Annotated in this window: 26 protein-coding genes; 12 read left to right on the top strand and 14 right to left on the bottom strand. The window is 56.2% G+C overall.

Annotation, left to right across the window (positions count from 1 at the left end):
- Positions 1 to 153 precede the first annotated feature (153 nt).
- Positions 154 to 2,352, top strand: coding sequence for a hypothetical protein (locus ACL2XO_RS04455; RefSeq protein WP_413742236.1), 2,199 nt, complete (start codon positions 154 to 156; stop codon positions 2,350 to 2,352).
- A 67-nt stretch (positions 2,353 to 2,419) separates the two neighbouring features.
- Here the strand turns inward: ACL2XO_RS04455 and murA are convergent, their stop codons facing one another.
- The 7 genes from murA to mlaF form a co-directional block, all read right to left on the bottom strand.
- Positions 2,420 to 3,679 carry a UDP-N-acetylglucosamine 1-carboxyvinyltransferase gene (murA, locus tag ACL2XO_RS04450; RefSeq protein ID WP_132923561.1) on the bottom strand — a complete coding sequence of 420 codons (1,260 nt, stop codon included), beginning with the start codon at positions 3,677 to 3,679 and terminating at the stop codon, positions 2,420 to 2,422.
- 52 nt (positions 3,680 to 3,731) lie between these two features.
- On the bottom strand, positions 3,732 to 3,986 hold the full coding sequence (gene ibaG / locus ACL2XO_RS04445; RefSeq protein ID WP_132927890.1) for a BolA family iron metabolism protein IbaG: 255 nt from the start codon (positions 3,984 to 3,986) through the stop codon (positions 3,732 to 3,734).
- Between the two features lie 332 nt (positions 3,987 to 4,318).
- Positions 4,319 to 4,627, bottom strand: coding sequence for a lipid asymmetry maintenance protein MlaB (mlaB, locus tag ACL2XO_RS04440; protein ID WP_132923562.1), 309 nt, complete (start codon positions 4,625 to 4,627; stop codon positions 4,319 to 4,321).
- Positions 4,620 to 5,258 carry a phospholipid-binding protein MlaC gene (gene mlaC, locus ACL2XO_RS04435; protein ID WP_132923563.1) on the bottom strand — a complete coding sequence of 213 codons (639 nt, stop codon included), beginning with the start codon at positions 5,256 to 5,258 and terminating at the stop codon, positions 4,620 to 4,622. Before mlaC ends, mlaB begins: the two co-directional genes overlap by 8 nt.
- A 13-nt stretch (positions 5,259 to 5,271) precedes the next feature.
- A complete protein-coding gene (gene mlaD / locus ACL2XO_RS04430; protein WP_132923564.1) occupies positions 5,272 to 5,868 on the bottom strand; it encodes an outer membrane lipid asymmetry maintenance protein MlaD in 597 nt (198 codons plus the stop codon).
- A gap of 4 nt (positions 5,869 to 5,872) precedes the next feature.
- Positions 5,873 to 6,655 (bottom strand): lipid asymmetry maintenance ABC transporter permease subunit MlaE, encoded by a 783-nt coding sequence (mlaE, locus tag ACL2XO_RS04425; protein WP_413726494.1) that lies wholly within the window; start codon positions 6,653 to 6,655, stop codon positions 5,873 to 5,875.
- A gap of 7 nt (positions 6,656 to 6,662) precedes the next feature.
- Positions 6,663 to 7,472, bottom strand: a complete 810-nt coding sequence (mlaF, locus tag ACL2XO_RS04420; RefSeq protein WP_132923566.1) for a phospholipid ABC transporter ATP-binding protein MlaF — start codon at positions 7,470 to 7,472, stop codon at positions 6,663 to 6,665.
- A gap of 250 nt (positions 7,473 to 7,722) precedes the next feature.
- Between mlaF and ACL2XO_RS04415 the strand changes: the two genes are divergently transcribed.
- From ACL2XO_RS04415 to npr, 11 genes are all read left to right on the top strand, one after another.
- Positions 7,723 to 8,679 carry a calcium/sodium antiporter gene (locus tag ACL2XO_RS04415; protein ID WP_413742235.1) on the top strand — a complete coding sequence of 319 codons (957 nt, stop codon included), beginning with the start codon at positions 7,723 to 7,725 and terminating at the stop codon, positions 8,677 to 8,679.
- A 34-nt stretch (positions 8,680 to 8,713) separates the two neighbouring features.
- A complete protein-coding gene (gene kdsD / locus ACL2XO_RS04410; protein WP_132923568.1) occupies positions 8,714 to 9,700 on the top strand; it encodes an arabinose-5-phosphate isomerase KdsD in 987 nt (328 codons plus the stop codon).
- An 18-nt stretch (positions 9,701 to 9,718) separates the two neighbouring features.
- Positions 9,719 to 10,282, top strand: a complete 564-nt coding sequence (gene kdsC / locus ACL2XO_RS04405) for a 3-deoxy-manno-octulosonate-8-phosphatase KdsC (RefSeq protein WP_132923569.1) — start codon at positions 9,719 to 9,721, stop codon at positions 10,280 to 10,282.
- Positions 10,279 to 10,857 (top strand): LPS export ABC transporter periplasmic protein LptC, encoded by a 579-nt coding sequence (gene lptC, locus ACL2XO_RS04400; RefSeq protein ID WP_132923570.1) that lies wholly within the window; start codon positions 10,279 to 10,281, stop codon positions 10,855 to 10,857. Before kdsC ends, lptC begins: the two co-directional genes overlap by 4 nt.
- A complete protein-coding gene (lptA, locus tag ACL2XO_RS04395; protein WP_413742234.1) occupies positions 10,826 to 11,425 on the top strand; it encodes a lipopolysaccharide ABC transporter substrate-binding protein LptA in 600 nt (199 codons plus the stop codon). Before lptC ends, lptA begins: the two co-directional genes overlap by 32 nt.
- Positions 11,426 to 11,442: 17 nt before the next feature.
- Entirely contained in the window at positions 11,443 to 12,168 is a 726-nt protein-coding gene (lptB, locus tag ACL2XO_RS04390; RefSeq protein WP_132923572.1) for an LPS export ABC transporter ATP-binding protein, read from the top strand.
- A gap of 48 nt (positions 12,169 to 12,216) precedes the next feature.
- The gene (gene rpoN / locus ACL2XO_RS04385; RefSeq protein ID WP_132923573.1) at positions 12,217 to 13,653 is read left to right on the top strand and encodes an RNA polymerase factor sigma-54; all 1,437 of its coding nucleotides are present in this window, start codon (positions 12,217 to 12,219) and stop codon (positions 13,651 to 13,653) included.
- Positions 13,654 to 13,676: 23 nt separating this feature from the next.
- Positions 13,677 to 13,964 (top strand): ribosome hibernation promoting factor, encoded by a 288-nt coding sequence (hpf, locus tag ACL2XO_RS04380; RefSeq protein WP_132923574.1) that lies wholly within the window; start codon positions 13,677 to 13,679, stop codon positions 13,962 to 13,964.
- 160 nt (positions 13,965 to 14,124) lie between these two features.
- Positions 14,125 to 14,604, top strand: a complete 480-nt coding sequence (gene ptsN / locus ACL2XO_RS04375) for a PTS IIA-like nitrogen regulatory protein PtsN (protein ID WP_132923575.1) — start codon at positions 14,125 to 14,127, stop codon at positions 14,602 to 14,604.
- A gap of 98 nt (positions 14,605 to 14,702) precedes the next feature.
- Entirely contained in the window at positions 14,703 to 15,554 is an 852-nt protein-coding gene (gene rapZ / locus ACL2XO_RS04370; RefSeq protein WP_132923576.1) for an RNase adapter RapZ, read from the top strand.
- The gene (gene npr, locus ACL2XO_RS04365) at positions 15,551 to 15,823 is read left to right on the top strand and encodes a PTS phosphocarrier protein NPr (protein ID WP_132923577.1); all 273 of its coding nucleotides are present in this window, start codon (positions 15,551 to 15,553) and stop codon (positions 15,821 to 15,823) included. The genes rapZ and npr overlap by 4 nt, the downstream gene beginning before the upstream one ends.
- On the opposite strand, the gene ACL2XO_RS04360 is transcribed toward npr, so the two are convergent.
- The 7 genes from ACL2XO_RS04360 to ACL2XO_RS04330 all read right to left on the bottom strand — a co-directional run bounded on the left by ACL2XO_RS04360 (position 15,824) and on the right by ACL2XO_RS04330 (position 23,597).
- A complete protein-coding gene (locus tag ACL2XO_RS04360) occupies positions 15,824 to 17,743 on the bottom strand; it encodes a BglG family transcription antiterminator (RefSeq protein ID WP_413742233.1) in 1,920 nt (639 codons plus the stop codon). It abuts the gene before it with no gap.
- A 145-nt stretch (positions 17,744 to 17,888) separates the two neighbouring features.
- The gene (locus ACL2XO_RS04355) at positions 17,889 to 19,085 is read right to left on the bottom strand and encodes a lactonase family protein (RefSeq protein ID WP_413742232.1); all 1,197 of its coding nucleotides are present in this window, start codon (positions 19,083 to 19,085) and stop codon (positions 17,889 to 17,891) included.
- Positions 19,086 to 19,141: 56 nt separating this feature from the next.
- The gene (gene dagF / locus ACL2XO_RS04350; RefSeq protein ID WP_132923579.1) at positions 19,142 to 19,882 is read right to left on the bottom strand and encodes a 2-dehydro-3-deoxy-phosphogluconate aldolase; all 741 of its coding nucleotides are present in this window, start codon (positions 19,880 to 19,882) and stop codon (positions 19,142 to 19,144) included.
- Entirely contained in the window at positions 19,879 to 20,997 is a 1,119-nt protein-coding gene (locus tag ACL2XO_RS04345) for a DgaE family pyridoxal phosphate-dependent ammonia lyase (protein ID WP_413742231.1), read from the bottom strand. The genes dagF and ACL2XO_RS04345 overlap by 4 nt, the downstream gene beginning before the upstream one ends.
- A complete protein-coding gene (locus ACL2XO_RS04340) occupies positions 20,981 to 22,120 on the bottom strand; it encodes an amidohydrolase/deacetylase family metallohydrolase (RefSeq protein WP_413742230.1) in 1,140 nt (379 codons plus the stop codon). The genes ACL2XO_RS04345 and ACL2XO_RS04340 overlap by 17 nt, the downstream gene beginning before the upstream one ends.
- A gap of 36 nt (positions 22,121 to 22,156) precedes the next feature.
- Positions 22,157 to 22,801, bottom strand: coding sequence for a DUF4310 family protein (locus ACL2XO_RS04335; RefSeq protein ID WP_132923582.1), 645 nt, complete (start codon positions 22,799 to 22,801; stop codon positions 22,157 to 22,159).
- A gap of 19 nt (positions 22,802 to 22,820) precedes the next feature.
- Positions 22,821 to 23,597, bottom strand: a complete 777-nt coding sequence (locus tag ACL2XO_RS04330) for a DUF4311 domain-containing protein (RefSeq protein ID WP_132923583.1) — start codon at positions 23,595 to 23,597, stop codon at positions 22,821 to 22,823.
- Between the last annotated feature and the right edge of the window lie 8 nt (positions 23,598 to 23,605).

Genomic DNA, 23,605 nt, shown 5'->3' with positions numbered 1-23,605 from the left:
ACGGATGATAATTAATAAGCGGATTTTTTATATCCTCGTTGCCATTCACCGCAGGCCGATAGACCGTTGGCATCATTATCTGCCACATCGTCTTGAAGGACTCGGTGATGGCAACGCTAATTATTCATCCTATATTATTAAGGATAATGAGGAATGCTGCCTATAACATCGGCTTTACCGGGAAATTTCCCCTCTGTAAATCCATTAACCGGCCTTGATAAAGAAATGAATTCCGGCGGGTCCGTATCGTCCACCTTGACCCGTCTAAGCAATAGCGCTCTTAAACGGCCATTGATAGCGTCCGGCGACGCTGTCTTTGGTTCTACCCGATCGGCAAAGGCAGCGGCGCCGACGCTGGCGGAAATGCCCGACTTGGTATTGAAAACCATTATCGGCTATATCCGGCCTGAAGATATGGTGCCGCTGGCGACGATATTCAACACGAAACAAAAAGCCTATTTCGCCAAGGAAATCAACTATGGTCATATCGTTAGCGATACGTTGTCATGGGTAATCACAATCAGGGATTTTGATACCGCTTTGGCGAAAATACAGGCATTGAGGGCAAAACAGCGGGTCCTGCCGCTGATACGTCTCGGCGGGCATATCTACGAGATGAATCCAGAGGATCGGCCTATCGCCATGGCACTCTATGCCGCCGAGGCGAGGCTTCACTATGAAAGCACCCCTTCCCTGGCATCTCAGCTGCGGGCTATCGAGGATAAAACGTCCTTTTGCCGTTTGCTGATTGACCAAATTACCGCCGAGAGCAGCTTGAGGGATGTTGCAGCGAGGTATGCCATTACCAGCCCGTCGTCCCTACAGGAACTCGAACGGTTGATTGTTAACACCTTGGCGGGCGAAGGAGGATGGGCGGGAAAAAATGCCCGTAACGTCGCCGTTAAATTCGGCATCGGCGAAGAAGGGAGTATTGCGCTGCTTGAGCAATATATTTTTACCGAGGCATACCGGCCTCTAATCAATGAAACGGACACCTGTGGGGATATTGCCGAGCGATATGGTGTTTTTACCTCTTCAGGACGCATACAGCTTGAAACCTATATGGTCAGACACTGCATCGGCATCAAGGCGCAAAGAGGCGAGAACTGCGTAATCCTGGCGCAACAATATGAGATCATTACCGCCACCGGGCGAGAATATCTAGAGTATTATGCGTTAGGAGGCGTCCTGGGAATAGAAGCAGGGTCCGGCGGTAATTGCCTTATGCTGGCCGAGAAATATGGCATATGTACCCCTGCAATGAGAAACGAAATTGAGAATTTTTCGATTCGTACCCGACTTTGGGAAATGGCGCACATCGGTAATAACTGTCATGAACTGGCCAGACTCTACGGTATCGTTACGCCTGAAGGACGCACGCTGCTCGAAAGCTATGCCATAAACGGTGTTGCCAAAGCGGAAGTTCAGTTGGGTAAGCACTGCGATATCGTGGCCAAACATTACGGAATAATCAGCCATAACGCCCGTGGCGTATTAGAAAACCATGCCGTTGAAGGCCTGGCCGGGGCTTACGCCCGTCAAGGTAATAACTGTCAACTGTTAGCCACCAGGCATGGCATATCTCATCCAAATGCCCGCGTCGCCTTGGAAAAATGCTCTTTACAGAGTCTGAATACGCGAAAAGGCAATCTGCGCCTGACTTGCCATCAGATTGTCGCCAAATATGGCATCGTTACTGATGAGGTGCGCGTCGCTTTGGAAAATCACGTAGTGAGCACCAGGGGGACGCGGTATATCAAGTGTGAGAATGATTGCCATAGCATCGCCGTAAGGCTGGGTCTCAAAACCGAAGCCGCACGGCTCCAGCTGGAATTATCCACTATTGATTTTATTCTCGATTCCAAAATGGAAGGCGGCCTTAATGCCGTTAAAATTCGGGAAAAATATCGGATTACTCAGCCAAAGGCGGTGGCAACGCTTGAAAATAAACTGATCAAAGGCGGGGACATACAGAAGGACATCCAGGCCGGCGGCCATTGGCGTGACATTGCCAGGAAATACGGCATCCAACTCATGGCCAGCCTTGATGTGCTGCAGTCAGATTGCGTTAATGCCGTCGCCGGCAACGGGGTGCTTGCCGGTGAAAATTGCCAAACGCTCGCCGAGCGATTCGGTATCATCTCTCCAATCGCGCGTGTTGCATTAGAAGAATGCTATTTAGATCGGGCCATGGCGGATATCCGTTCCGGTGGGAACTACCGGGTCATAGCGGCACGTTACGGCATTACGTCCACTCCGGTATTGAACAAAGTGATAAAGCAGTTTGTATTATCTCAGTACGGCAATAATCGCCCGGTTTCGGGAACCCAGCAAAACGGTGTCGCGGTATAACCCTGTGATTGACTTGTGGATAACCTGTGGAAGGGCCGCCGCCGGCGGCCCGTTTCAGAATTACTGCCTATTCACCGCTGATGCGCTCGATGTTTGCGCCAAGCTTGCGCAGTTTAGCTTCGATGCAATCATAACCGCGATCGATATGATAAATACGATCCACCACCGTAACGCCCTCGGCGATGCAGCCGGCCAACACCAGGCTGGCGGATGCGCGTAAATCGGTTGCCATAACCTGTGCCCCGGAGAGCGTTTCCACCCCATGGCAAATCACGGTGTTGCTTTCGATTTCCGCTCGGGCACCCATGCGAATCAATTCGGGCACATGCATAAACCGGTTTTCAAAGATGGTTTCAGTGATAACGCCGGTTCCCTCCGCCACAAGATTCAACAAGCTGAACTGTGCCTGCATATCCGTAGGAAAGCCGGGATGCGGAGCAGTACGCACCGTAATGGCCTTCGGACGTTTGCCATGCATATCAAGACTTATCCAGTCTTCGCCGATGTCGATATCCGCGCCGGCTTCACGCAATTTGGCCAATACAGCGTCCAGCGTGTCCGGACGGGTAGCGCGGCAGGTAACATTACCGCCGGAAATGGCCGCCGCCACCAGGAAGGTTCCGGTTTCGATGCGGTCCGGCAGTACGCGATATACACCGCCACCCAGGCGGGCCACTCCTTCAATAGTGATTTTATCGGTGCCGGCGCCGCTGATGTTGGCCCCGAGGGTAATCAGGAAATTGGCGGTATCGACAATCTCCGGTTCCCGTGCGGCATTTTCGATTATGGTGGTGCCGTCCGCCAGGGTGGCGGCGCTCATAATGGTCACCGTGGCGCCCACGCTGACCTTATCCATCACGATGTGCGCGCCCCGCAGGCGACCATCGACGGACGCCTTCACATACCCTTCCTCAAGCTTGATGGTGGCGCCTAACTGCTCAAGGCCGGAAATATGCAAATCCACCGGCCGGGCGCCGATGGCGCAACCGCCGGGCAGGGAAACCTGGCCCTGGCCGAAGCGGGCCACCAGCGGTCCCAGCGCCCAAATGGACGCGCGCATGGTTTTCACCAGATCATAAGGGGCGCAGAAGACATTGACGCCGCTGGCATCCACATGCACCGAACCATTACGTTCCACCTTCGCCCCAAGCTGGCTCAGCAGCTTCATGGTGGTATCGATATCTTTCAATTTGGGGACGTTTTGTATTTCAACCGGCTTTTCCGCCAACAAGGCGGCAAACAATATCGGCAGCGCAGCATTTTTGGCGCCGGATATGGTCACTTCTCCGCTTAACCGGGTCGGACCCTGGACACGAAATTTATCCATTACAACTGCTCTCTTATTAACGGGTGCAATGCCGCCGGACGCCGCCGACGGCCTAAAAGCCGTTCAGTTTGCGATCGCGCTGCCATTCATCAGGCGTATAGGCCTTGATGGAAAGCGCATGTATACGATTATCCGAAATATATTCCGCCAACGGGGCATACACCGCCTGTTGCTTTTTGATCCGGCTCATACCGGCAAATTGCTCACTCACGACGATGACCTGAAAATGGCTGCCGTCGCCCGATACATGAGCTTCTTGCAGTGCCAGGGCGCTCATCAGAACTTCTTTGATTTCGTGGTTTTCCATAATGGTCAAATCACTGTCATGGGTCGGGAAACAAGCCGCTATCTTAGATGAATACGTCGCCATCGGAAACAGGCATAACGATAATCCTTTGGCCTTTAAGCACAGCCGAACAAAAACAGCTTGGAGGACAGTGGGTTATTATCAGGGGTATGAAGCCGGCTTACGCCGGCTGTGGCTGCTGACAAACGTACTCGGAGTCAATAAGGTGGGACAGGCTGCCAGTAGAGTAAACCGTCCGCGCCAGGGACGGCGCGGATCGAGCCCCCAGGGATGGGTTCACGGCGTGTTTACGACCGGGCGGCCTGTCCCGACCGAACACTTCGTCAATAAGCTCAAGCCAGCTTATCATCTACGGAAGGAAGAATATCTTGCAGCTTGTAGAGGGTAATCAGCGTGCGCAGTTTTTCCGTGACGCCGGTTAATGCCAACGCTCCGCCTTGTTTAGCCTGCGACGCGCATAAATGCAGCATCATGGCCACGCCGGCGGAATCCACGCGATCCAGCATTGAAACATCCAGAAAGCGGATACCCGGCAAGAGACTATCCCGCTGCGTCCAAAAGGAGAGCAGCGTGTCGCGATCCAGCTCGCCCCGCAACAGCAGGGTGTCGCCGTCGGCTTGCCAGCTCAGGGACTCAGCCATTGTTTTGCTTATCCAGCGTAATGGGCTGGCCGGCGGCTGCCTGTAGCTGCTGTGTCAGGCCGTCGATGCCTTTCTGGCGCAGGGTGGAAGCCCACTCGTTTTGCTTCGTGGTAATCATGCTCACGCCTTCGGCTATCATATCGTAGGCCTGCCAGTTGCCCGTCTGGCTGTTCTTGCGCCATTGAAAATCAAGCCGGACCGGCGGCCGGCCGCCCTGATCCACAATGGTCACCCGTATGGCGATGATAGTGGCGTCACCCAGCGGTTTTTCCGGCTCAACCTGGAAGGTTTGGTTGCGGTACATGGCCAGGGCCTGTCCGTAAGCCTGCTCCAGATAGCTTTGGAATGCCTTGAAATAGGCATCGCGCTGGGCCGGGGTCGCATCGCGGTAATAGGAGCCCAGCACCAGGGCGCCGGCGTATTTTATCTGGACATAGGGCAGCAGCTCGTCCCGCACGATGGTGCGCAGATAATCGGGGTTCTGCCGGATCTGGCTCTGCTCGTTTTTCAGGCGGGTAAAAGTTTTTCCCGCCGCTTCATTCATCAAGGCGTAGGGGTTGGTCTGGTCCACCGCCTGCGCCAAAGGCGCTATCACCACCAGCAGGGCTATCATTATCAAACGCTTAAACATAGGTCATTTCCTCTCAGTGATTCGTCGCGGCGGGCTGGGCGCCGTTGCCGGATGCCGCGGGAGCGGAGGCACCGCCGGCGGCCGGCGCGCTGTTCGTTCCATCCGCAGGATTTTTGCCGCCGTCCGGCGCCGACTTGTTGTCGCCGCCGCTCTTGTACAGGAACTGGCCGATCAAGTCTTCCAGCACCAGTGCCGACTTGGTGTCCTGAATGGTGCCGCCGTCCTTGAGGATGGAGGTGCCCATATCGGGATCTTCAAAGCCGATGTTGAGCGCCAGGTATTGCTCTCCCAGCAGGCCCGAGGTCCGGATCGCCAGTGAACTGGTATCCGGGATGTGGTTGTAGGTGGATTCGATATCCATCGCCACCTTGGGGGCATAGGTTTTAGGATCGAGGGTAATGTCCGCCACCCGACCGATCACCACGCCGCCCACCTTCACCGGCGAGCGAACCTTCAGTCCGCCGATATTATCGAACGAGGCGGAAATACGATAAGTGGCGGTATTCCCAAAGGAGCGGATATTCGCCACCTGCAGGCAGAGAAAGACGATGGCGCATAAAGCGATAATCATAAACACGCCGACCCATATTTCGCTTTTTTTCGTTTGCATTAACTCACTTCCCAAACATCAGTGCTGTCAGCACGAAATCCAGTCCCAACACCGCCAGGGACGCATGAACCACGGTTCTGGTGGTTGCCCGGCTGATGCCCTCGGAGGTGGGAATCGCATCATAACCGTTGAACAACGCAATCCAGGTCACGGTGATGGCGAAAACCACGCCTTTGATCAGGCAATTCACCAAATCCTGACGCCAGTCCACCGCGCCCTGCATAGCGGACCAGAAATAGCCGCTATCGATACCTTTCCAATCCACGCCTACCACCCCGCCGCCCCAGATACCCACCGCGACAAAAATCGCCGTCAGCAGCGGCATGCTGATGACCCCGGCCCAAAACCGCGGGGCCACAATGCGACGCAGGGGATCCACCGCCATCATTTCAAGGCTGGACAACTGTTCGGTGGCCTTCATTAAGCCAATCTCGGCGGTGAGCGCCGAGCCGGCGCGGCCGGCGAACAGCAGCGCGGTGACCACCGGCCCCAGTTCGCGCAGCAGCGATAGCGCCACCAGCATGCCCAGGCTGGCCTCGGCGCTGTAGGTGGTCAGGATGATATAACCCTGCAACCCCAGCACCATGCCGATAAACAGCCCGGAAACGATAATTATCATCAGGGACTGCACCCCGACGCTATACAACTGCTTGATAAGCAGCGGCCACTGTTGGCGAAAGTCGGGTTTACCCACCAGCGCGTTAAACAGCAGCAGGCCTGCCCGCCCGAAGGCAAGGCAGACTTCAATGCCCCGGCGTCCGATGGACGCTAATGCTTGCGTTAGCATGGCTCGGTCAACTCCCTGAACCTAAAAGCTGGGTTTTATAATCCGCGGCGGGATAATTGAAGGGAACCGGCCCGTCGGCAATGCCGTCCAAAAATTGGCGCACCCTGGCATCATCGTTAGTGCGCAGCTGCTCCGGCGTCCCTTCCGCCACGACGTGCTGTTCGGCCACGATATAAGCATAGTCAGCGATACTCAGCACCTCCGGCACGTCATGGGAAACCACGATGCAGGTGACCCCCAGCGCGTGGTTCAATTCATCAATGAGCTTCACCAAGACCCCCATGGTAATGGGATCCTGCCCGACAAAAGGCTCGTCGAACATGATAAGTTCCGGATCGAGAGCGATGGCCCGCGCCAGCGCCGCCCGCCTGGCCATGCCGCCGGAGAGCTCCGACGGCATCAGGGAAGCGGCGCCGCGCAGACCCACCGCCTCAAGCTTCATCATCACCGTGGTGCGCAGTACCGGCTCGGGCAACCGGGTATGTTGCCGCAGGGGAAACGCCACGTTCTCGAACACGTTGATATCCGTGAACAGCGCGCCGGACTGGAATAACATGCTGATTTTCTTGCGCACGTCATAGAGCCGCCGCCGCGACAAGGCCGGGATATTATCACCATCGAACCAGATTTCACCACTGTCGGGGGCCAATTGACCGCCTATCAGACGCAGCAGAGTGGTTTTGCCGATGCCCGATGGCCCCATGATGGCAGTGATTTTCCCTCTGGGGACATGCAAGGTGATGTTATCGAATATCGGGCGATTGCCGCGGCGGAAACTCAATCCGCGGATGTCCACCAGAGGTGCCGTTTGATTCATATTATTTCACTGCCTATACGTTCTCACTGAGAGCTCTAACCTACGATATTAAATGAATAGCGCCAAATCATCGAACTTTTACATAAACTTACCTATCGGCGTTAAGATAGGATCGGCGGCCGGATTTTACTTTTTGTCTACTGGCGGTCAAAATCAGACAACGCCATAGATGAGACGCACTTATTTATCCCGCCGCGGGGAGGAAGCGGCCGCCGGCAGGCCAGGATTATAGTCAAATCAAGGATTTTACATGTTTTTGACCACGTCATTACTTATTATCGGCCTTATTCTACTCGTTTATGGCGCGGATAGATTGGTTTACAGTGCTGCCGTCCTGAGTCGTTCGCTGGGGATCGCGCCATGGCTTATCGGCTGCACCGTGGTGTCGTTGGGTACCTCCCTGCCGGAATTGATGATTTCGGTTACCGCCGCCCTGAATCACGAAAACGACCTGGCGGTAGGAAATATCATCGGCTCCAATATCGCCAATATCCTGCTTATCGCCGGGGGCGCGGCCCTTTTCAGGCCGATAGCGTTCCACTCGGATATCCTGCGGCGGGAGCTGCCGTTGCTGCTGTTTGCCACGGCATTGTGCGGTATGTTGCTGGCGGATAACATCCTGAGCCGCCGGGATGGTATGATACTGTTACTGGCGGGCATCGGTTATATTGCCGCCGTAGTGAACATGTCCCGGCCGGCACTGCGTTCGCCGGACGACAGCCTGACCCGTCAGCAGATGGCGGAGCTGCCGCGGGGCGGCGGCAACACCGTAGCGGTGCTGTGGCTGGCGCTGGCGTTTATCATCATGCCCGTCTCGGCGCATATGGTTATTGATAACGCCGGCGTACTGGCGCGGCAGCTGGGGGTGGGAGAGCTGGTCATCGGCCTGACGGTCGTGGCCGTCGGCACCAGCCTGCCGGAGCTGGCAACGGTGATTGCCGGCGCGCTGAAAGGAGAAAACGATATTGCCCTGGGAAATCTCATTGGCTCCAATATCGTCAATAGCCTCCTGGTGCTGTGCGTCCCCGCCCTGCTCTCCCCCGGGCCGCTGGACCCGCTGGCGGTCCGGCGGGATTATTGGGTCATGCTGGCGGCCAGCATAGTATTGGCGGCGTTCTGTTTACGCAAACACCACAGGATCAATTCAATGATGGGCGGTCTGCTGTTAGGTGCCTTCGCCGCCTATCTTACGGTGCTGTTTATTTAGCCCGGATACACCGCCGGGCCATCAGGATGAATTTATGTCACATTTATCATTAGCGCCGGACTTTGACTTTCCGGCAGCCGGTAAGCAGGTTCTCGCCGTAGAGCGGGCCGGTCTAGCGCAGCTGGATCAATATATCAACGACGATTTCCGCCGCGCCTGTGAAAAAATATTTTTTTGCAGCGGCAAGGTCGTGGTGATGGGCATGGGCAAATCCGGCCACATCGGTCGCAAGATGGCGGCCACTTTCGCCAGCACCGGCACGCCGGCGTTTTTTGTCCACCCCGGCGAAGCCAGCCACGGCGATTTGGGCATGGTTGCAGCCCAGGATATCGTTATTGCCCTGTCGAACTCCGGCGAAGCCAATGAGATCCTGGCGCTGATCCCAGTGTTGAAACGCTTAAGCATTCCGCTGATCTGCATGACCGGCAAGCCGGAAAGCGCCATGGCCAAAGCCGCGGATATCCATATTTGCGTCCATGTTCCCCTGGAAGCCTGCCCTCTCGGCCTGGCGCCCACCGCCAGCACCACCGCCGCGCTGGTCATGGGGGACGCCCTGGCGGTGGCGCTGCTGCAGGCCCGCGGCTTCACCTCAGAAGATTTCGCCCTCTCCCATCCCGGCGGCTCGCTGGGCCGCAAATTGCTGCTGCGGGTGGCCGATATCATGCACAATGGCGATGAAATCCCCATTACCCCCCGCGACGCGTCGCTGCGGGACGCTCTGTTGGAAATGACCCGTAAAAATCTCGGTATGACCGTTATCTGTGATGAGAAAGGTAATATCGAAGGTATTTTTACCGACGGCGATCTGCGGCGGGTATTCGATATGGGCGTGGATCTCAATAAGGCACGCATCGCCGACCTGATGACGGCGGGCGGTATCCGCGTCACCCCTAACATCCTGGCGGTGGAAGCGCTTAATCTTATGCAATCGCGGCATATCACTTCGGTGCTGGTGGCGGAACAAAACCGTCTGCTGGGCGTGGTGCATATGCATGATATGCTACGCGCCGGCGTCATTTAACAAGGAAGGAACTGCGCCATGCATGATACCCCCCGTATTGATACATGCTACGGACCGGTTGAAGAATCCGTTTTACGGCGCGCCCGGGATATCCGGCTGCTGATTTGCGACGTCGACGGCGTATTGTCCGACGGCCTGATCTACCAAGGCAACCAGGGCGAAGAACTGAAAGCATTCAACGTGCGCGACGGCTACGGTATCCGAAGCTTGCTGACATCCGGCATCGAGGTCGCTATTATTACCGGCCGCTCCGCCAAATTGGTGGAGGATCGTTGTAAAACCCTGGGCATCGTCCATCTTTATCAGGGGCAATCGGATAAGCTTTTGGCCTTTGAAGCCCTGTTGGATAAACTCTCTTTAACAGAGGAGCAGGTGGCTTACGTCGGCGATGACCTGATTGATTGGCCGGTGATGGCGCGGGTTGGCCTGGCTATCGCCGTAGCGGATGCCCATCCGCTGTTATCGCCCAAGGCCGATTACGTGACGCATATCCGCGGCGGCCGCGGCGCGGTGCGGGAAGTCTGTGATCTGTTGTTGCTGGCGCAGGGGAAGCTTGAGGATGCCAAAGGGCAGTCGGTATGAGTAAGACAAAATATTGGGTTACCCTGCTGCTGGTTATCGTGGTATTGGTGCTCATCGGCTGGAACCTGGCGGATAACGACAACGCGACGGCCCCGGCGGTGACGGATACCGGCGAGCCGACCTATCAGAGCGAGCATACCGTCACTACGGTCTATAACCCTTTGGGGAGCCTGAACTACCGGCTGATATCCGATCATGTAAAACAATATGCCGTGGAACAAATCACCTGGTTTACCCGACCGGTGGCGACGATGTACGATGAAAACAAGGTCGCGACCTGGACAGTCAAAGCCGATCAGGCCAAGCTGACCGGTGATAAAATGCTTTATTTATATGGCCATGTTCAGGTAGACAGCCTGACCGACACATCACAGCTGCAGCACATCAGAACCGATAACGCGGTAGTGAATCTGGTGACGCAGGATGTGTCTTCTGATGACGTAGTCACCTTATATGGCGTCGGCTTTAACTCTGTAGGCACAAAGATGCGCGGAAATCTGCGAAGCAAGACTGCCCAGTTGATTGAAAAGGTCAAGACCTCTTATGAAATTCAGAACCAGCAGCAAAATCCATAACATCATCGCCGCCGGCGCGCTGTTACTGCTCAGCGCCAAGGCCATGGCGCTGACCGGCGATACCGACCAGCCGATCAATGTTGACTCCGCGCAGCAGGCGGTTGATATGCTCACCAATACCGTGACGCTGACCGGCACGGTGGTGGTAAAACAAGGTTCCATCGATATCAGGGCGGATAAGGTCGTCATTACCCGTCCCAACGGCGTGCAGGGCAAGGAAGTGGTGGAAGGCTACGGGAATCCGGTTACCTTCTACCAGATGCAGGACAGCGGTAAACCGGTGAAGGGCCATGCGCAGAAGGTGCGTTACGAATTGGCCAACGACTATGTCATTCTTACCGGTGACGCTTACATCGAACAGCTGGACAGCAACGTCAAAGGCGATCGTATTACCTATCTGGTGAAACAGCAGCAGATGGAGGCCTTCAGCGACAAAGGCAAGCGGGTGACAACCGTGCTGGTGCCGTCCCAGTTGCAGGATAAAACCCCGGCCGCGCCGGGCGCACCGGCTGCTAAAGCCGCACCGGCCAAGAAGGCCGCTCCGGCGGTTAAACCCACCGCTAATTAACAAGGTTAACAGCTCCTATGGCAACATTAATCGCGGAAAACCTGGCTAAAGCTTACAAAGGCCGCCACGTGGTGGAAAACGTCAGCCTCAAGGTCAGTTCAGGCGAAATTGTCGGATTGCTGGGACCCAACGGTGCGGGCAAAACCACCACGTTTTATATGGTTGTGGGCATCATTCAGCGCGACGCCGGCCGCATCGTTATTGACGACGACGACATCAGTATCCTGCCGCTGCATACCCGCGCGCGCCGGGGTATCGGCTATCTGCCGCAGGAAGCCTCCATTTTCCGCCGCCTCAGCGTCTATGATAATCTGATGGCGGTGCTGCAAATCAGGAAGGATTTGAGCGGCGCCCAGCGCGAGGACCGGGCCAATGCCCTGATGGAGGAGTTCCATATCGCCCATCTGCGCGATCATATGGGACAATCTCTTTCCGGCGGCGAGCGGCGCCGGGTGGAAATCGCCCGCGCCCTGGCCGCCAACCCTAAATTCATTTTGCTTGATGAACCTTTTGCCGGTGTGGATCCGATTTCCGTTATCGATATCAAAAAAATTATCGAACATTTGCGCGACAGCGGGCTCGGGGTGTTGATTACCGATCATAATGTGCGCGAGACGCTGGACGTGTGCGAGCGTGCTTATATAGTCAGTCAGGGTAAACTCATCGCGCACGGGTCCCCGGCTGAAATCCTCCAGGACGAGCAGGTGAAACGTGTTTATCTGGGCGAAGAGTTCCGCCTCTGATAAGGTGTCCTGAAGAATGAAGGGCCATGAGGTTAATTAACGCATCATATGAAGCAAGGTTTGCAACTCAGGTTTAGTCAGCAACTGGCCATGACTCCGCAGTTACAGCAGGCGATACGTCTGTTGCAATTGTCCACGCTTGAACTCCAGCAGGAAATACAGACTGCGCTGGAAAGCAATCCTTTACTCGAACAATCGGACGTTCATGAAGAAATAGACACGCCGCACGACGCTCCCGACTCCGAATCCCTCGATACCCGCGAGGCGATGGAGCAAAAGGATATGCCGGAAGAACTGCCGCTGGACGCTACCTGGGACGAAATGTATTCAGCGGGCACCCCGTCCGGCACCGGTACGGATTACCGCGACGAGGAGCTGCCGATTTACCAGGGCGAGACCATTCAGACGCTGCAGGATTACCTGATGTGGCAAGTGGAGCTGACGCCTTTTTCCGACACCGACATCGCTATCGCCACCTCCATCGTGGATGCGGTGGATGAGACTGGTTATCTCACCGTGCCGCTGGAAGATATCCTGGAGAGCATCGGCGTAGAGAGCGTGACCATGGATGAAGTGGAAGCGGTGCTGAAACGAGTCCAGCGATTCGATCCGGTGGGTGTGGCGGCGCGGGATTTACGTGATTGCCTGCTCATTCAGCTGTCGCAGCTGTCAAAGGATTTTCCGTATCTGGCGGAAGCCAGGCTTATCGTCACCGATTACCTGGATTTGCTGGCCAGCCACGATTTCCGTACCCTGCTGAGGTCGACGCGGCTGAAAGAAGAGGTGTTGAAATCGGCGATGGCGCTGATTCAATCCCTGGATCCCCGCCCGGGCCAATCCATCAATACCACCGAATCGCAGTATGTGATACCCGATGTCCTGGTGCGCAAAGTGCATAACCGCTGGACGGTGGAACTCAATACCGACAGCATTCCCAACCTTAAAATCAATCAGCAATACGCGGCGCTGGGCAACACCACCCGAAACGATGCGGACGGGCAGTTTATCCGCAGCCACCTGCAGGAAGCCCGCTGGCTGATTAAAAGTCTTGAAAGCCGTAATGACACCCTGTTGAAAGTCACCCGCTGCATCGTAGAGCAGCAGCAGGCATTTTTCGAACAGGGGGAAGAGTTTATGCGTCCCATGGTGCTGGCGGATATCGCCCAGGCGGTGGATATGCATGAATCAACCATATCTCGCGTTACCACGCAAAAATATCTGCACAGCCCGCGCGGTATCTACGAACTTAAATATTTTTTCTCCAGTCACGTCAATACCGAAGGGGGCGGAGAAGCTTCCTCAACGGCCATTCGCGCGCTGGTGAAAAAACTGATCGCCGCAGAAAACCCGGCGAAGCCGCTCAGCGACAGCAAGCTGACTACCCTGCTTTCCGATCAGGGTATTATGGTAGCACGGCGTACCGTGGCAAAATATCGTGAGTCCTTATCCATCCCGCCGTCGAACCAGCGAAAACAATTGGTTTGACCTCCACAGAGAAGGAAGACACTATGCAGCTGAATATTACCGGACAGCGTGTTGATATCACCGATGCGTTACGCGATTTCGTTACTGCGAAATTTTCCAAGCTTGAACAGTACTTCGACCGAATCAATCAGGTATATATTGTTCTAAAAGTCGAAAAGGTGCAGAAGATCGCTGAAGCGACGATACATGTCAATGGCGGCGAGCTGCACGCGACTTCGGAAGCGGATGATATGTATGCCGCCATCGATCTGCTGATAGATAAGCTGGCGCGTCAACTTAATAAGCATAAAGATAAACTGAAACAGTTTTAATTCACTGTAGCCATTGTCGCAGCCTGACCTCGCATCGGCTCGTAATGGCGAGGCTCATGGATGAGCCGAGTAACTAAGCCAACACACCCGCGACTCGCAAGATGACGGGTATAATGGGCCGATGAGTCTTAAAGGTGAATCAGCGCCTAAGTGAAACGAAATGACTAACGATACAGCAATGCAAATCAATACGGTGTTAAGCCTTGAATGCACCCGCGGCTCCATTCAGTGCCAGAGCAAAAAACGCGCGCTGGAAATTATCAGCGAACTGGCGGCCAAACAGCTTAACCTGGCGCCGCAGGTGGTATTTGACGCCGTATTAACCCGTGAACGCATGGGCAGTACCGGTATCGGTAATGGAATCGCGATCCCCCACGGCAAACTGGAAGAGGACACGCTGCGGGCGGTGGGGGTATTTATCCGCCTGGAGCAGCCCATCGCCTTCGATGCCATCGATAATCAACCGGTGGATTTGCTTTTTGCCCTGCTGGTGCCGGCGGAACAATGCAAAACGCACCTGCATACGCTATCGTTGGTAGCCAAGCGTCTGGCTGATAAAACGGTCTGCCGCCGGCTACGCGCCGCTCAAAGCGACGAAGAACTTTATGAAATCATGACGGAAACAGAAGCCGGGTCTTAACGCGCAGTGTCCTACGCTTACCGACCCGCGGGGTTTGATTGGCGGAAATAGCGGCCTCTTCGCCAATGCGTCGATGTTAATGCCAGAGGGGAGTCGTCATGGTGCTGATGATTGTCAGCGGTCGATCCGGTTCAGGGAAGTCAGTGGCGCTACGCGCGCTGGAAGATATGGGGTTTTATTGCGTCGATAACCTGCCTGTGGTATTGCTGCCGCAGCTGGCCGCCACCCTGGCGGATCGCAATATTTCCGCCGCGGTCAGTATTGACGTGCGCAACATGCCCGAAACGCCGGAAATTTTCGAGCATGCAATGGATAACCTGCCGCAAAGCTTTTCGCCGCAGTTGCTGTTTCTCGACGCCGAGCGCAGCACCCTGATCCGCCGTTATAGCGATACCCGGCGCCTGCACCCGCTGTCGAGCAAGAACCTGTCGCTGGAAAGCGCCATCGATCAGGAGAACGAACTGCTGGAACCGCTGCGCTCCAGGGCCGATTTGATTATCGACACCTCGGAAATGTCGGTGCATGAACTGGCGGAAATGCTCCGCACCCGGCTGCTGGGCAAACGCGAGCGCGAATTGACCATGGTGTTTGAGTCCTTCGGCTACAAACACGGCCTGCCCATCGATGCGGACTATGTTTTTGACGTACGATTCCTGCCCAACCCGCACTGGGATCCGAAACTGCGGCCGATGACCGGTCTGGATAAACCGGTGGCGGCCTTTCTCGACCGGCACACCGAAGTCCATAATTTCATTTACCAAACCCGAAGTTATCTCGAACTGTGGCTGCCGATGCTGGAGACCAACAACCGCAGCTATTTAACGGTGGCCATTGGCTGTACCGGCGGCAAACACCGTTCAGTGTATGTTGCCGAGCAGTTGGCGGATTATTTCCGCTCCCGCGGCAAAAATGTCCAATCCAGACACCGAACCCTGGAAAAACGCTCATGACAGTCAAGCAAACGGTGGAAATCAAGAATCGTCTCGGCATGCATGCCCGGCCAGCCATGAAATTATTCGATCTGGTGCAAAGCTTTGACGCCGAGGTGCTGTTGCGCAACGACTTCGGGACCGAAGCGGAAGCCAGCAGCGTTATCGCGCTGCTGATGCTGGATTCCGCCAAGGGCGGGCTGATTGAAATCGAAGCCACCGGCCCTGATGAAGAACGGGCGCTGGCGGCTATCATTGAACTCTTCAACGCCGGCTTTAACGAAGACTGATTAAGCCCGGCTCAGGCTATCAATGGCCACCGCCTTGAAGCCGGCGAAATCACGGCTCTCCCGCAGCCTGGGCATGGCGCGCGCACGGACAAAATTCACGAACAGCTCGTAAATCGCCATCGCCTCTTCATAATCAGTCTTGTTAATGGCCAGCAAAAAAACCACGTAGGCGATTTCGCCATCGCCCCACGGAATACCCTGGGGCGCCAATATGGTATAAATCACCGTTTTTTTCGCCAGCAATCCCAGCGAATGGGGCAATGCGATACCGTCCCCCAGCAGCGTGCTGACAATGGCTTCCCGCTCAACCACCGACGGATAAAAATCTTTACCCACCAACCCATCGCGTTTCAATTGCCCGCACACCCGCTTGAACAGATCCTGTTGATCCATGGGCTTATCAACGATCATAAAATAATTTTCATGAAAAAACTTTTCCAGCATATAAGGCCGGGTACGATCCACCAGCACCAGTTTACCCAGTTGCTCAAGCTGGTAATCACTGGGAAACGGCGCCAGTACCATCACCGGCTTGTTCTTTTCCTCCAGCCGAACGGTGGAAATCACAAAATCCTCCTCCAACGCCGGCAATCTCTCGTATTCCCGCAATGAAATGACCCGGGTCACGCTGATTTGCGGGTATTTGCGGCTCAGCAGCGCCTGAATCATACGCACCGTAGAGTTACCGCTATCGCACACCAGCAGCACCTGGGGATGACGCTGATAGCCGATATCATAATGGCGCTCCAGACCCACGCCGATATGCAGCACCAGGAAGCCGATTTCATTTTCGCTTATCACATACGGCGTATATTTGCCCCAGCTGTTCACCGCCGCCAGGGTGACATCATAGGCCATGGGATAATGCTGCTTGGCTTTGGCCAACAGCGGATTGGGGATATTAATCTGATATTTTACCCTGGTAATCATGGTCTTGATGTGAGTAAGCAGATCGGTACACAACTGCTTATCGCCACGTAAATCGTAGTTATAGTGGGTATTGATATAGGACAGGATATAGTCCACCAGCGACTCGTCGTCGTCAGCGTTAATATCCGTGGGCAGGATATTCTGCACCCGCCGCGCGGCGATATTCACCCTGAGGTAAGCCTCTTCCGCCGCCGGGATCTCTTTGCCCGCCAGGGATTTCAGCTCTGCCATCAGCCGCACCGATATCTGTTTCACCGCCGGATCGCCCTCTTCCGCCTCGAACTCCGTCAGGGGAAAACCGCCGGCGATGCGCTTGATGGCCACGGCGCAATAAAAATTCAGATAACGCTCGCTTTCATCGGTGAGGCGGATGGACGATTGCGCCAGCAGTTGATGCATAAAACGGGTAAGCTTTTCATAGGTCCCGCGATCCAGGCTTTCGGTTTTCAGCAGCGGATTGGCGTGATCCCCGGCATCGAGCTGGAACAAGAGGTCGGTCAAACAGGCCCGGATAGACAGCTCGGCGCCGAACAGTTTCATGCCGTAGCGCGGCTTGGTTTCAATATTCAGGTTATAGCGCGCCAGATGCTCACGCACCTCGGCCATATCATTTTGCAGCGTTCCACGGCTGACAAACCATTCATCCGCCAGATCCTCCAGCTTTAACGAGAACGCGGAGGTCAAAAAGCGGATCAACAGATAATCCACCCGATCCGAGGCGGTGCGCGGCGTCGGATTGACGCGATGGTTTACCGTCTGTTGCAGGGTGGAGAATAGCGACGGGTCATCTACTTTCAATTGATAGCCGCTGCCGCGGTTATACACAAAGGCGGCCCCGTACTGCGCGATAATTTCGTTTAAAGCAATAATATCCGCCCGCACGGTGCGTGTTGAGACTGCCAGGCGTTTTGCCAGCTCGTCCTGCGGCAGCGTTTCGAGCTGCAGCGCGTCAAACAAGTGGGCCAATCGTTGATAGGGAAATCTCACCATTATCCTTCCAATCATTATTGCCGGCAAACAGCGCTTTCGATTCGGTCCGGGACGGCATCCTGTTATCCCGTGCCGCTGTACCTACTTACGCCGTCAGCCCGGCGTATCGCTGGTTAGGGAATACTCTGTGCAAGGAATTCTCTTTTCAAGGGGCAATCACCATCTGCGATGGGCTGCCCACCGGAATGTAATCGTCAACAAACGCTAATTTGCCGCTGCCGCCGGCCACCCGGAACCGGGTGATGTTATCGCTTCGCTGATTCATTGCGAAAATATATCTGCCGTCCGGCGACATCGTCAGTGTGCGCGGGTAATCTCCGCGCGTCCAGATCTCGCCGCCCCAGGCCATGGCGCCCTCGCCGGTAACGTTGATTTGCGCGATGCTGTTATGCAGGCGATTGGCCACATAAAGATGGCGGCCGTCTTTACTCAACACGATGCCGGCGGCGAAATTGGTGCCTTTGAAATTCGCCGGCAACGAAGAGAGGCTGTGCAACTGCGTCAGGGTGCCCTTCGCATTGTCGAAGCGATAGCTGGTGAGCACCGAGGCCTCTTCGTTAATCAGGAAGACGACCTTGCCGTTGGGATGGAATACGAAATGGCGCGGACCGGCGCCGGCCGATGACGCGTTGATAAAGGGCGGATCGTTGGCTTCCAGCGCCCCAGTGGCATCGTTCAATTTCCACTGATAAATCCGGTCCAGTCCCAAATCGGTGGAGAAAGCGAATTTGCCGCTGGGATCGGCCGCGACCATATGGGCATGGGGACCATTATGATCGCTGACGGCAAAGCTGCCCTCCGCCGCCGCCGCCGGTTTTCCCGCCCCGGCCGGACCGGAATCCTGCTGGCTTGAGCCGGTCTCACCTATTTTACCGCCGGCGTCGATGGGGAATGACGCCACCACGCCGCTGATATAGTTTGCCACCAGCAGATGGTCGCCCTTGGGCGTCAGCGAAAGAAAGACCGGGCCGGCGCCCTGGGAGTCCACCTGATTGATAAGGCTCAGGCTGCCATCCTGGGGATTGATATGGTAAGCCGCCACCGCGCCGTGCTTGCCGCCGTTGTAATTGTCGATTTCGTTGCCGATATACAGCGTCTGGCCGTCGCGAGCCGCCACCATTTGCGCCTGGTTCGGCAACTGGCTTACCAGCGTCCGGTTGGTGAGCGCCCCGGTTTTGCCGTTGAAATCAAAACGGTAAACGCCCTCGCCGTTCGGATTATAGGTGCCGACGTAAGCATAACGCGCGGCCGGGGCTTTTGGGGCGGCGTATAGCGGCGTGGCGGATACGGCCAGCATCGCGGCGGTTAAGCCGGAAATCATAAACCCGTAATTACTTTTCATATTTTTCCTTATCTCTCACGGCGTGTCGGATAAACGGGGATTCCGCGAGCGGACGTTCAGCCCAGCAGCTTTTTCACCATCGCCAGCAGGGCCTTGACGTCCACCGGACGAGTCAGCCCGCTGGTTTGGTCGATAATCGAACTGTAGATATGGGGGATGATTTTGCCGACGCCGGCTTCCAGCGCGATGGTCAAAATCGGTTCAAAATTCGCCAAATCGATACCGCCGGTAGGCTCCAGGGCAAAATCATGTTCGGCGCAGGCGCGGGCCACCGCCGCAAATTCTTCCCGGGTTTTCAATCCTCCCATGGGGAAATACTTCACCGAACTGCCGCCCATGTCTTTCAACAGCGCGATGGCGGTTTCAATGGGCACTATGGCGTCGGGCGCCGCCGAGCTGAGGGGCCCGGTGGAAATCTTCACCCAGCCCGCTTTACCGGTGGGGGAAACCAGGCCGTTCACCACGCTCTCGCTTTGGCCCAGCAGGGCGCGGCTGGCGCCGACGCCGGTAAAGACCTGATTGACATGCTGCGGCTGGACCTGCCGGGAAATCAGGCTGACCATCAGCGATTGGCGCGGGTCCCCCGCTCCCAATCCCACCGACAGCGCATTGTCGATCAGCGCAGCGTAATCGCGCATATCCGCCACGGCGGACGGAACATCGGCATAATTTTTAGACAGCACGCCCACCAGCACATGGCCCTCGGCGGCGGCATGGATAGCGCGGGCGTTATCTTTGGATCCCGCCAGCACGTTCAAACATACGCGATCGCGGTAAAAATTCGGCGTAAGTTTCATGCCTCGGCTCCTTTAAACAGATTTTCGATACAGGCGGCAATGGTCTCCAGCTGCGGCGGCGTCACGCTGCGCACATCCACTTCAATCTTGCCTTCATTGGCGCGATAGCCCCGAAAATAAATGGCGATGTCGCCGTTTTTCAGCGCGTCGACGATATCCTTGGTTTTCCAGCCGAGCGCGGCTTCATCAAAGGTGATTTCCGTGCGGGCGATATCCCGTCCGGCGCTATCCCATACCACGCGTGCCGATATGCCGCGCAGCGCGTTCAGACTGCTGATAAACGGCGTCATTTTATCCACCATTTGCCGTCCGGTGGTCTTGGGCAGCCGGGTATAGCTCTCTATCGCCTGGGTCAGGCCGAGAATGCCCTCCTTGCCCACTTTCATCGCGCGGCCGATACCGCCGGACTGCAGCTTTACCCACTCCACGAACTGTTTTTTACCCAGGACCAAACCGCTGGTGGGGCCTTCAATGGCCTTCGCGCCGCTGTAAATCACCAGGTCCGCCCCCTGTTGGTAATAGACCGTCAGATCTTCTTCGGCGGCGGCGTCGACAATGAGGGGCACATGGTGTTCACGGGCGACGGCGGCGGCCTGTGCCACCGACAGCATGCTTTTTTGCACCGAATGGTGGGACTTGATGTAGAGAATGGCGGCGGTGCGCGGCGTAATGCAGGCCGCCAGCTGGGCGGCGGAACATTCGTTGGCATAGCCGGCTTCCACGACCTTACCGCCCCCCAGGGCCACCATGGTGGAGACCGGCGCACCGAAATTCACGTTGTGGCCTTTTGGCAACACGATATCCCGGGCCACGCCGGATGCCGTTTCATACGGGTTTTCCAACAGCCACGCATCGTCTTTGACAATCACCGCGGCAACGGATTGGGCGATGCCGGCGGAGGCGCAGGAAACCACCACCGCGCTTTCCACCTTCAGCAGGCCGGCGATATAGGCCCCGGTTTTATTCACCAGATCCTTCATTTCAAAAAAGTGGTTCAAGCCGTAATTAACCGCCTCAGCCACGTCCGAGGCCGGGGTGGACACGCCCAGAATCGTCATGCGTCCGGAGGCGTTTATTACCTGCTTCAGCTGATACTGCTCATAGATTGAAGACATTTTTTGATTTCCCTTCATCGGTTAACAGGACCTTACCCGCCACCACGGCCGCCAGCGGCGCCAGATGGCGTTCGCCGGTAACGGACAGTCCTTCGGAATCCACCAGGACCTGAGGTTCGGTACGGATATCGAACAACGTCAAATCCGCATCGGCGCCCACGGCCAGGCGTCCTTTAGACGGTAAACGCAATACCTCGGCGGCGTGTGCGGTGACACATTGGATAACCTCTTCAAGGCTCATGCCGAGGGTAAAAAATTTCGACATGACCGCCGCCAGGCTATGCACCGGGCCGTTGATGCGGTTTCGGCAATAAATATCGGAACTGATGGTATAGGGCAAAATGCCCTGTTTGATCGCCTGTTCGGCGACGGCGAAGCTGAAGCTGGCGGTGCCATGTCCGACGTCCAGGCGCACACCACGCCCCAGCGCGCGTTTTATCGAGGAGCGCAGTTCGCCGTTGGCGGATAAAATCCGGTTGGGTTTGCCGTTGAAACAGTGGGTAATGATGTCGCCGGAAGTGAGCAGATCCGCGATTTCATCCAGGCTCGGCGGGTTATTGCCGATGTGCACCATCAGCGGCAGCGAAGGCGTTTCCCGCTGCATCTCCTTGGCGCGCGCCAGTGGCTTGATGCCGTTGCTTCCCACCACGCTGCTGCTGATGCGCGCCTTGAGACCGATAATAAAACCGGGATGGTTTTGCAGCGCCTCACGGACGGCAACCGGATCGATTCGCGTCATGTCCGCCAGTTCATCCTGCGTGACGATGCCGGTACGGGCAATATTTAAAAACGCGTACACCTGAGTCTCGGCCGCCCGGGTGAGCCGGTAGAAATCGTCCACGTCATCGGCGCCGGTGCTGCCGGCGTCAATAACGGTGGTGACCCCGCCGGCAACCCCTACCAAATCCGGCTCATCGTGATAAACCGGCGATTTGGCGTAACAATGGACATGGGCATCAATCCAGCCGGCGCTGGCGAAAACCGCCCCCTGCAAGTCGAGGGTTTGTGCGGCGGCGGCGTGCTCGTCCACCTCCCCGACAACCGCTATCCTGCCGTTACGGACGGCAATGTCCGTCAGGCTGCCGTCACTGTTTTTTGCCCGTCTTATAATGAGATCATACATTTGCCATTCTCCGTATAACGCACCTGATATACGTGGTTACAGCGCTATGGGGAAGATTGCCCCGAGTATCATCGCGCCCAGAATGGCGCCGCCGGTTATGGGCTTATTCCAGAGATAAAACAGCAGCGCCCCCAGCAGAGAACCCAAACCGATAGGGATCGACGCCGTGATGGCGGACAGGATGATCAGCGGGCCGAGAAAACGGCCGGAGGCGTTACCCGCGCCCATCATGACATCCGCCCCATAAGTGGAATTGCTCTGGTTGATGGTGAACTTGCGCGCCAGGATAATCAGGCAGCCGATAATTATCCCCAGCACCAGGCCGGTGGCCAGCGACGCGGCGAAATTCTGCAGCGGATATTTAATGCCGGCCCCCAGCAGCAGCGCCGGTACCCCAAGTCCTACGCCGGTCTGTAGCGCGCCGCCGATATCCAGGATTCCCACCAGCGAACCTTCGATAATGCGGGCAAACAGAAAGCTGGCGCCAAAGGCCGCCACCGCGCCGTATACCCCGGTATCTATGCCGGTGCGCAGCATGGAGACAAACGCCACTTCATTGAACGCCCCGATGCCGTAGAGATAATACATATGGGTACCGGCGAAAATGCCGGCGGACAGTACCCCGACAAAGATCGGGAAAGACCAGTCGGCATACCAAAAACCGCGTTTTTCTTGTTCCATTTTCAGGATCCCCTCGAGGTTATTTACCGCTCAGCTGGTTATGGATAGCGTCCAGCCAGCCGGGAACGCCCAGGCTGAAAGACTGCAGCATTTTCATATCGAAACCGCGGAAAAATCCGCTCAGGACAAACAGCGCCACGATGGCCGTCATCATGATGCCGGTAATCTTGTTCCAGCCGCCCTCTTCCACCCCTTTGCCGATCAGAATCCCCAGCACCAGTCCCGGCACGGCGTTACCCATGATCAATTGCGCCAGGCCGCCGAAAATCGTCGCCCAAAAACCCGAACGTTTGCCGGCATCAATGGCCGCCAGCCAGAAAATAACCGGCATCACGGTGTTCACCAGAATATTGGCGGCAGGCACCAGCACCTTCACCGCCGTCACCTGCAGCGCGGCCGGAACGGCGGAAGCCGTGGAGTTAAGAAACGCCACCACCACCATGCCGATGATGCCGCAGGCAATGGCCATACGCCGCGGATCGTGCATGGTCTGGTCCAGCCGGCGGTTTTTTATCATCAGCACCGCCGCGCCCCAGTGCGGGATAATGCGGTGATCCACATCCTGGGTAAAAGACCCGGCCGCCACCGAAGACGCCCAGGCGTTAAAGAAAAATCCCAGGCCGAAGGAAAAATGGGATGCAGGATCCCCTTCGCACGAATTCAGCTCTCCCAAGGTACGAAACGCCCCCATGCCCTGAATGGTGGGAGCATGGAACATGCGGGCCGCTCCGGCGCCCACGCCAAATCCCACCAGCCCACCGATAATAAGAGACTTGATTAAAATGATGAGAAACATCGGATTAT

This window comes from Sodalis sp. RH15, assembly GCF_047324255.1.
GTDB lineage: Bacteria > Pseudomonadota > Gammaproteobacteria > Enterobacterales > Enterobacteriaceae > Acerihabitans > Acerihabitans ligni.
The sequence above is the reverse complement of the archived record's forward strand: the minus strand, read 5'-3'. Positions and strand labels throughout refer to the sequence as shown.

Excerpts from the sequence above, each read along its gene's own strand:
- ACL2XO_RS04330 (WP_132923583.1), bottom strand. The coding sequence starts at position 23,597 with ATGTTTCTCATCATTTTAATCAAGTCTCTTATTATCGGTGGGCTGGTG.
- ptsN (WP_132923575.1), top strand. The coding sequence starts at position 14,125 with ATGACTAACGATACAGCAATGCAAATCAATACGGTGTTAAGCCTTGAA.
- ACL2XO_RS04415 (WP_413742235.1), top strand. The coding sequence starts at position 7,723 with ATGTTTTTGACCACGTCATTACTTATTATCGGCCTTATTCTACTCGTT.
- lptA (WP_413742234.1), top strand. The coding sequence starts at position 10,826 with ATGAAATTCAGAACCAGCAGCAAAATCCATAACATCATCGCCGCCGGC.
- lptC (WP_132923570.1), top strand. The coding sequence starts at position 10,279 with ATGAGTAAGACAAAATATTGGGTTACCCTGCTGCTGGTTATCGTGGTA.
- kdsC (WP_132923569.1), top strand. The coding sequence starts at position 9,719 with ATGCATGATACCCCCCGTATTGATACATGCTACGGACCGGTTGAAGAA.
- mlaC (WP_132923563.1), bottom strand. The coding sequence starts at position 5,258 with ATGTTTAAGCGTTTGATAATGATAGCCCTGCTGGTGGTGATAGCGCCT.
- ibaG (WP_132927890.1), bottom strand. The coding sequence starts at position 3,986 with ATGGAAAACCACGAAATCAAAGAAGTTCTGATGAGCGCCCTGGCACTG.
- ACL2XO_RS04360 (WP_413742233.1), bottom strand. The coding sequence starts at position 17,743 with ATGGTGAGATTTCCCTATCAACGATTGGCCCACTTGTTTGACGCGCTG.
- npr (WP_132923577.1), top strand. The coding sequence starts at position 15,551 with ATGACAGTCAAGCAAACGGTGGAAATCAAGAATCGTCTCGGCATGCAT.
- lptB (WP_132923572.1), top strand. The coding sequence starts at position 11,443 with ATGGCAACATTAATCGCGGAAAACCTGGCTAAAGCTTACAAAGGCCGC.
- murA (WP_132923561.1), bottom strand. The coding sequence starts at position 3,679 with ATGGATAAATTTCGTGTCCAGGGTCCGACCCGGTTAAGCGGAGAAGTG.
- ACL2XO_RS04345 (WP_413742231.1), bottom strand. The coding sequence starts at position 20,997 with ATGTCTTCAATCTATGAGCAGTATCAGCTGAAGCAGGTAATAAACGCC.
- rapZ (WP_132923576.1), top strand. The coding sequence starts at position 14,703 with ATGGTGCTGATGATTGTCAGCGGTCGATCCGGTTCAGGGAAGTCAGTG.
- dagF (WP_132923579.1), bottom strand. The coding sequence starts at position 19,882 with ATGAAACTTACGCCGAATTTTTACCGCGATCGCGTATGTTTGAACGTG.
- ACL2XO_RS04355 (WP_413742232.1), bottom strand. The coding sequence starts at position 19,085 with ATGAAAAGTAATTACGGGTTTATGATTTCCGGCTTAACCGCCGCGATG.
- ACL2XO_RS04455 (WP_413742236.1), top strand. The coding sequence starts at position 154 with ATGCTGCCTATAACATCGGCTTTACCGGGAAATTTCCCCTCTGTAAAT.
- rpoN (WP_132923573.1), top strand. The coding sequence starts at position 12,217 with ATGAAGCAAGGTTTGCAACTCAGGTTTAGTCAGCAACTGGCCATGACT.
- kdsD (WP_132923568.1), top strand. The coding sequence starts at position 8,714 with ATGTCACATTTATCATTAGCGCCGGACTTTGACTTTCCGGCAGCCGGT.
- hpf (WP_132923574.1), top strand. The coding sequence starts at position 13,677 with ATGCAGCTGAATATTACCGGACAGCGTGTTGATATCACCGATGCGTTA.
- ACL2XO_RS04335 (WP_132923582.1), bottom strand. The coding sequence starts at position 22,801 with ATGGAACAAGAAAAACGCGGTTTTTGGTATGCCGACTGGTCTTTCCCG.
- ACL2XO_RS04340 (WP_413742230.1), bottom strand. The coding sequence starts at position 22,120 with ATGTATGATCTCATTATAAGACGGGCAAAAAACAGTGACGGCAGCCTG.
- mlaD (WP_132923564.1), bottom strand. The coding sequence starts at position 5,868 with ATGCAAACGAAAAAAAGCGAAATATGGGTCGGCGTGTTTATGATTATC.
- mlaB (WP_132923562.1), bottom strand. The coding sequence starts at position 4,627 with ATGGCTGAGTCCCTGAGCTGGCAAGCCGACGGCGACACCCTGCTGTTG.
- mlaE (WP_413726494.1), bottom strand. The coding sequence starts at position 6,655 with ATGCTAACGCAAGCATTAGCGTCCATCGGACGCCGGGGCATTGAAGTC.
- mlaF (WP_132923566.1), bottom strand. The coding sequence starts at position 7,472 with ATGAATCAAACGGCACCTCTGGTGGACATCCGCGGATTGAGTTTCCGC.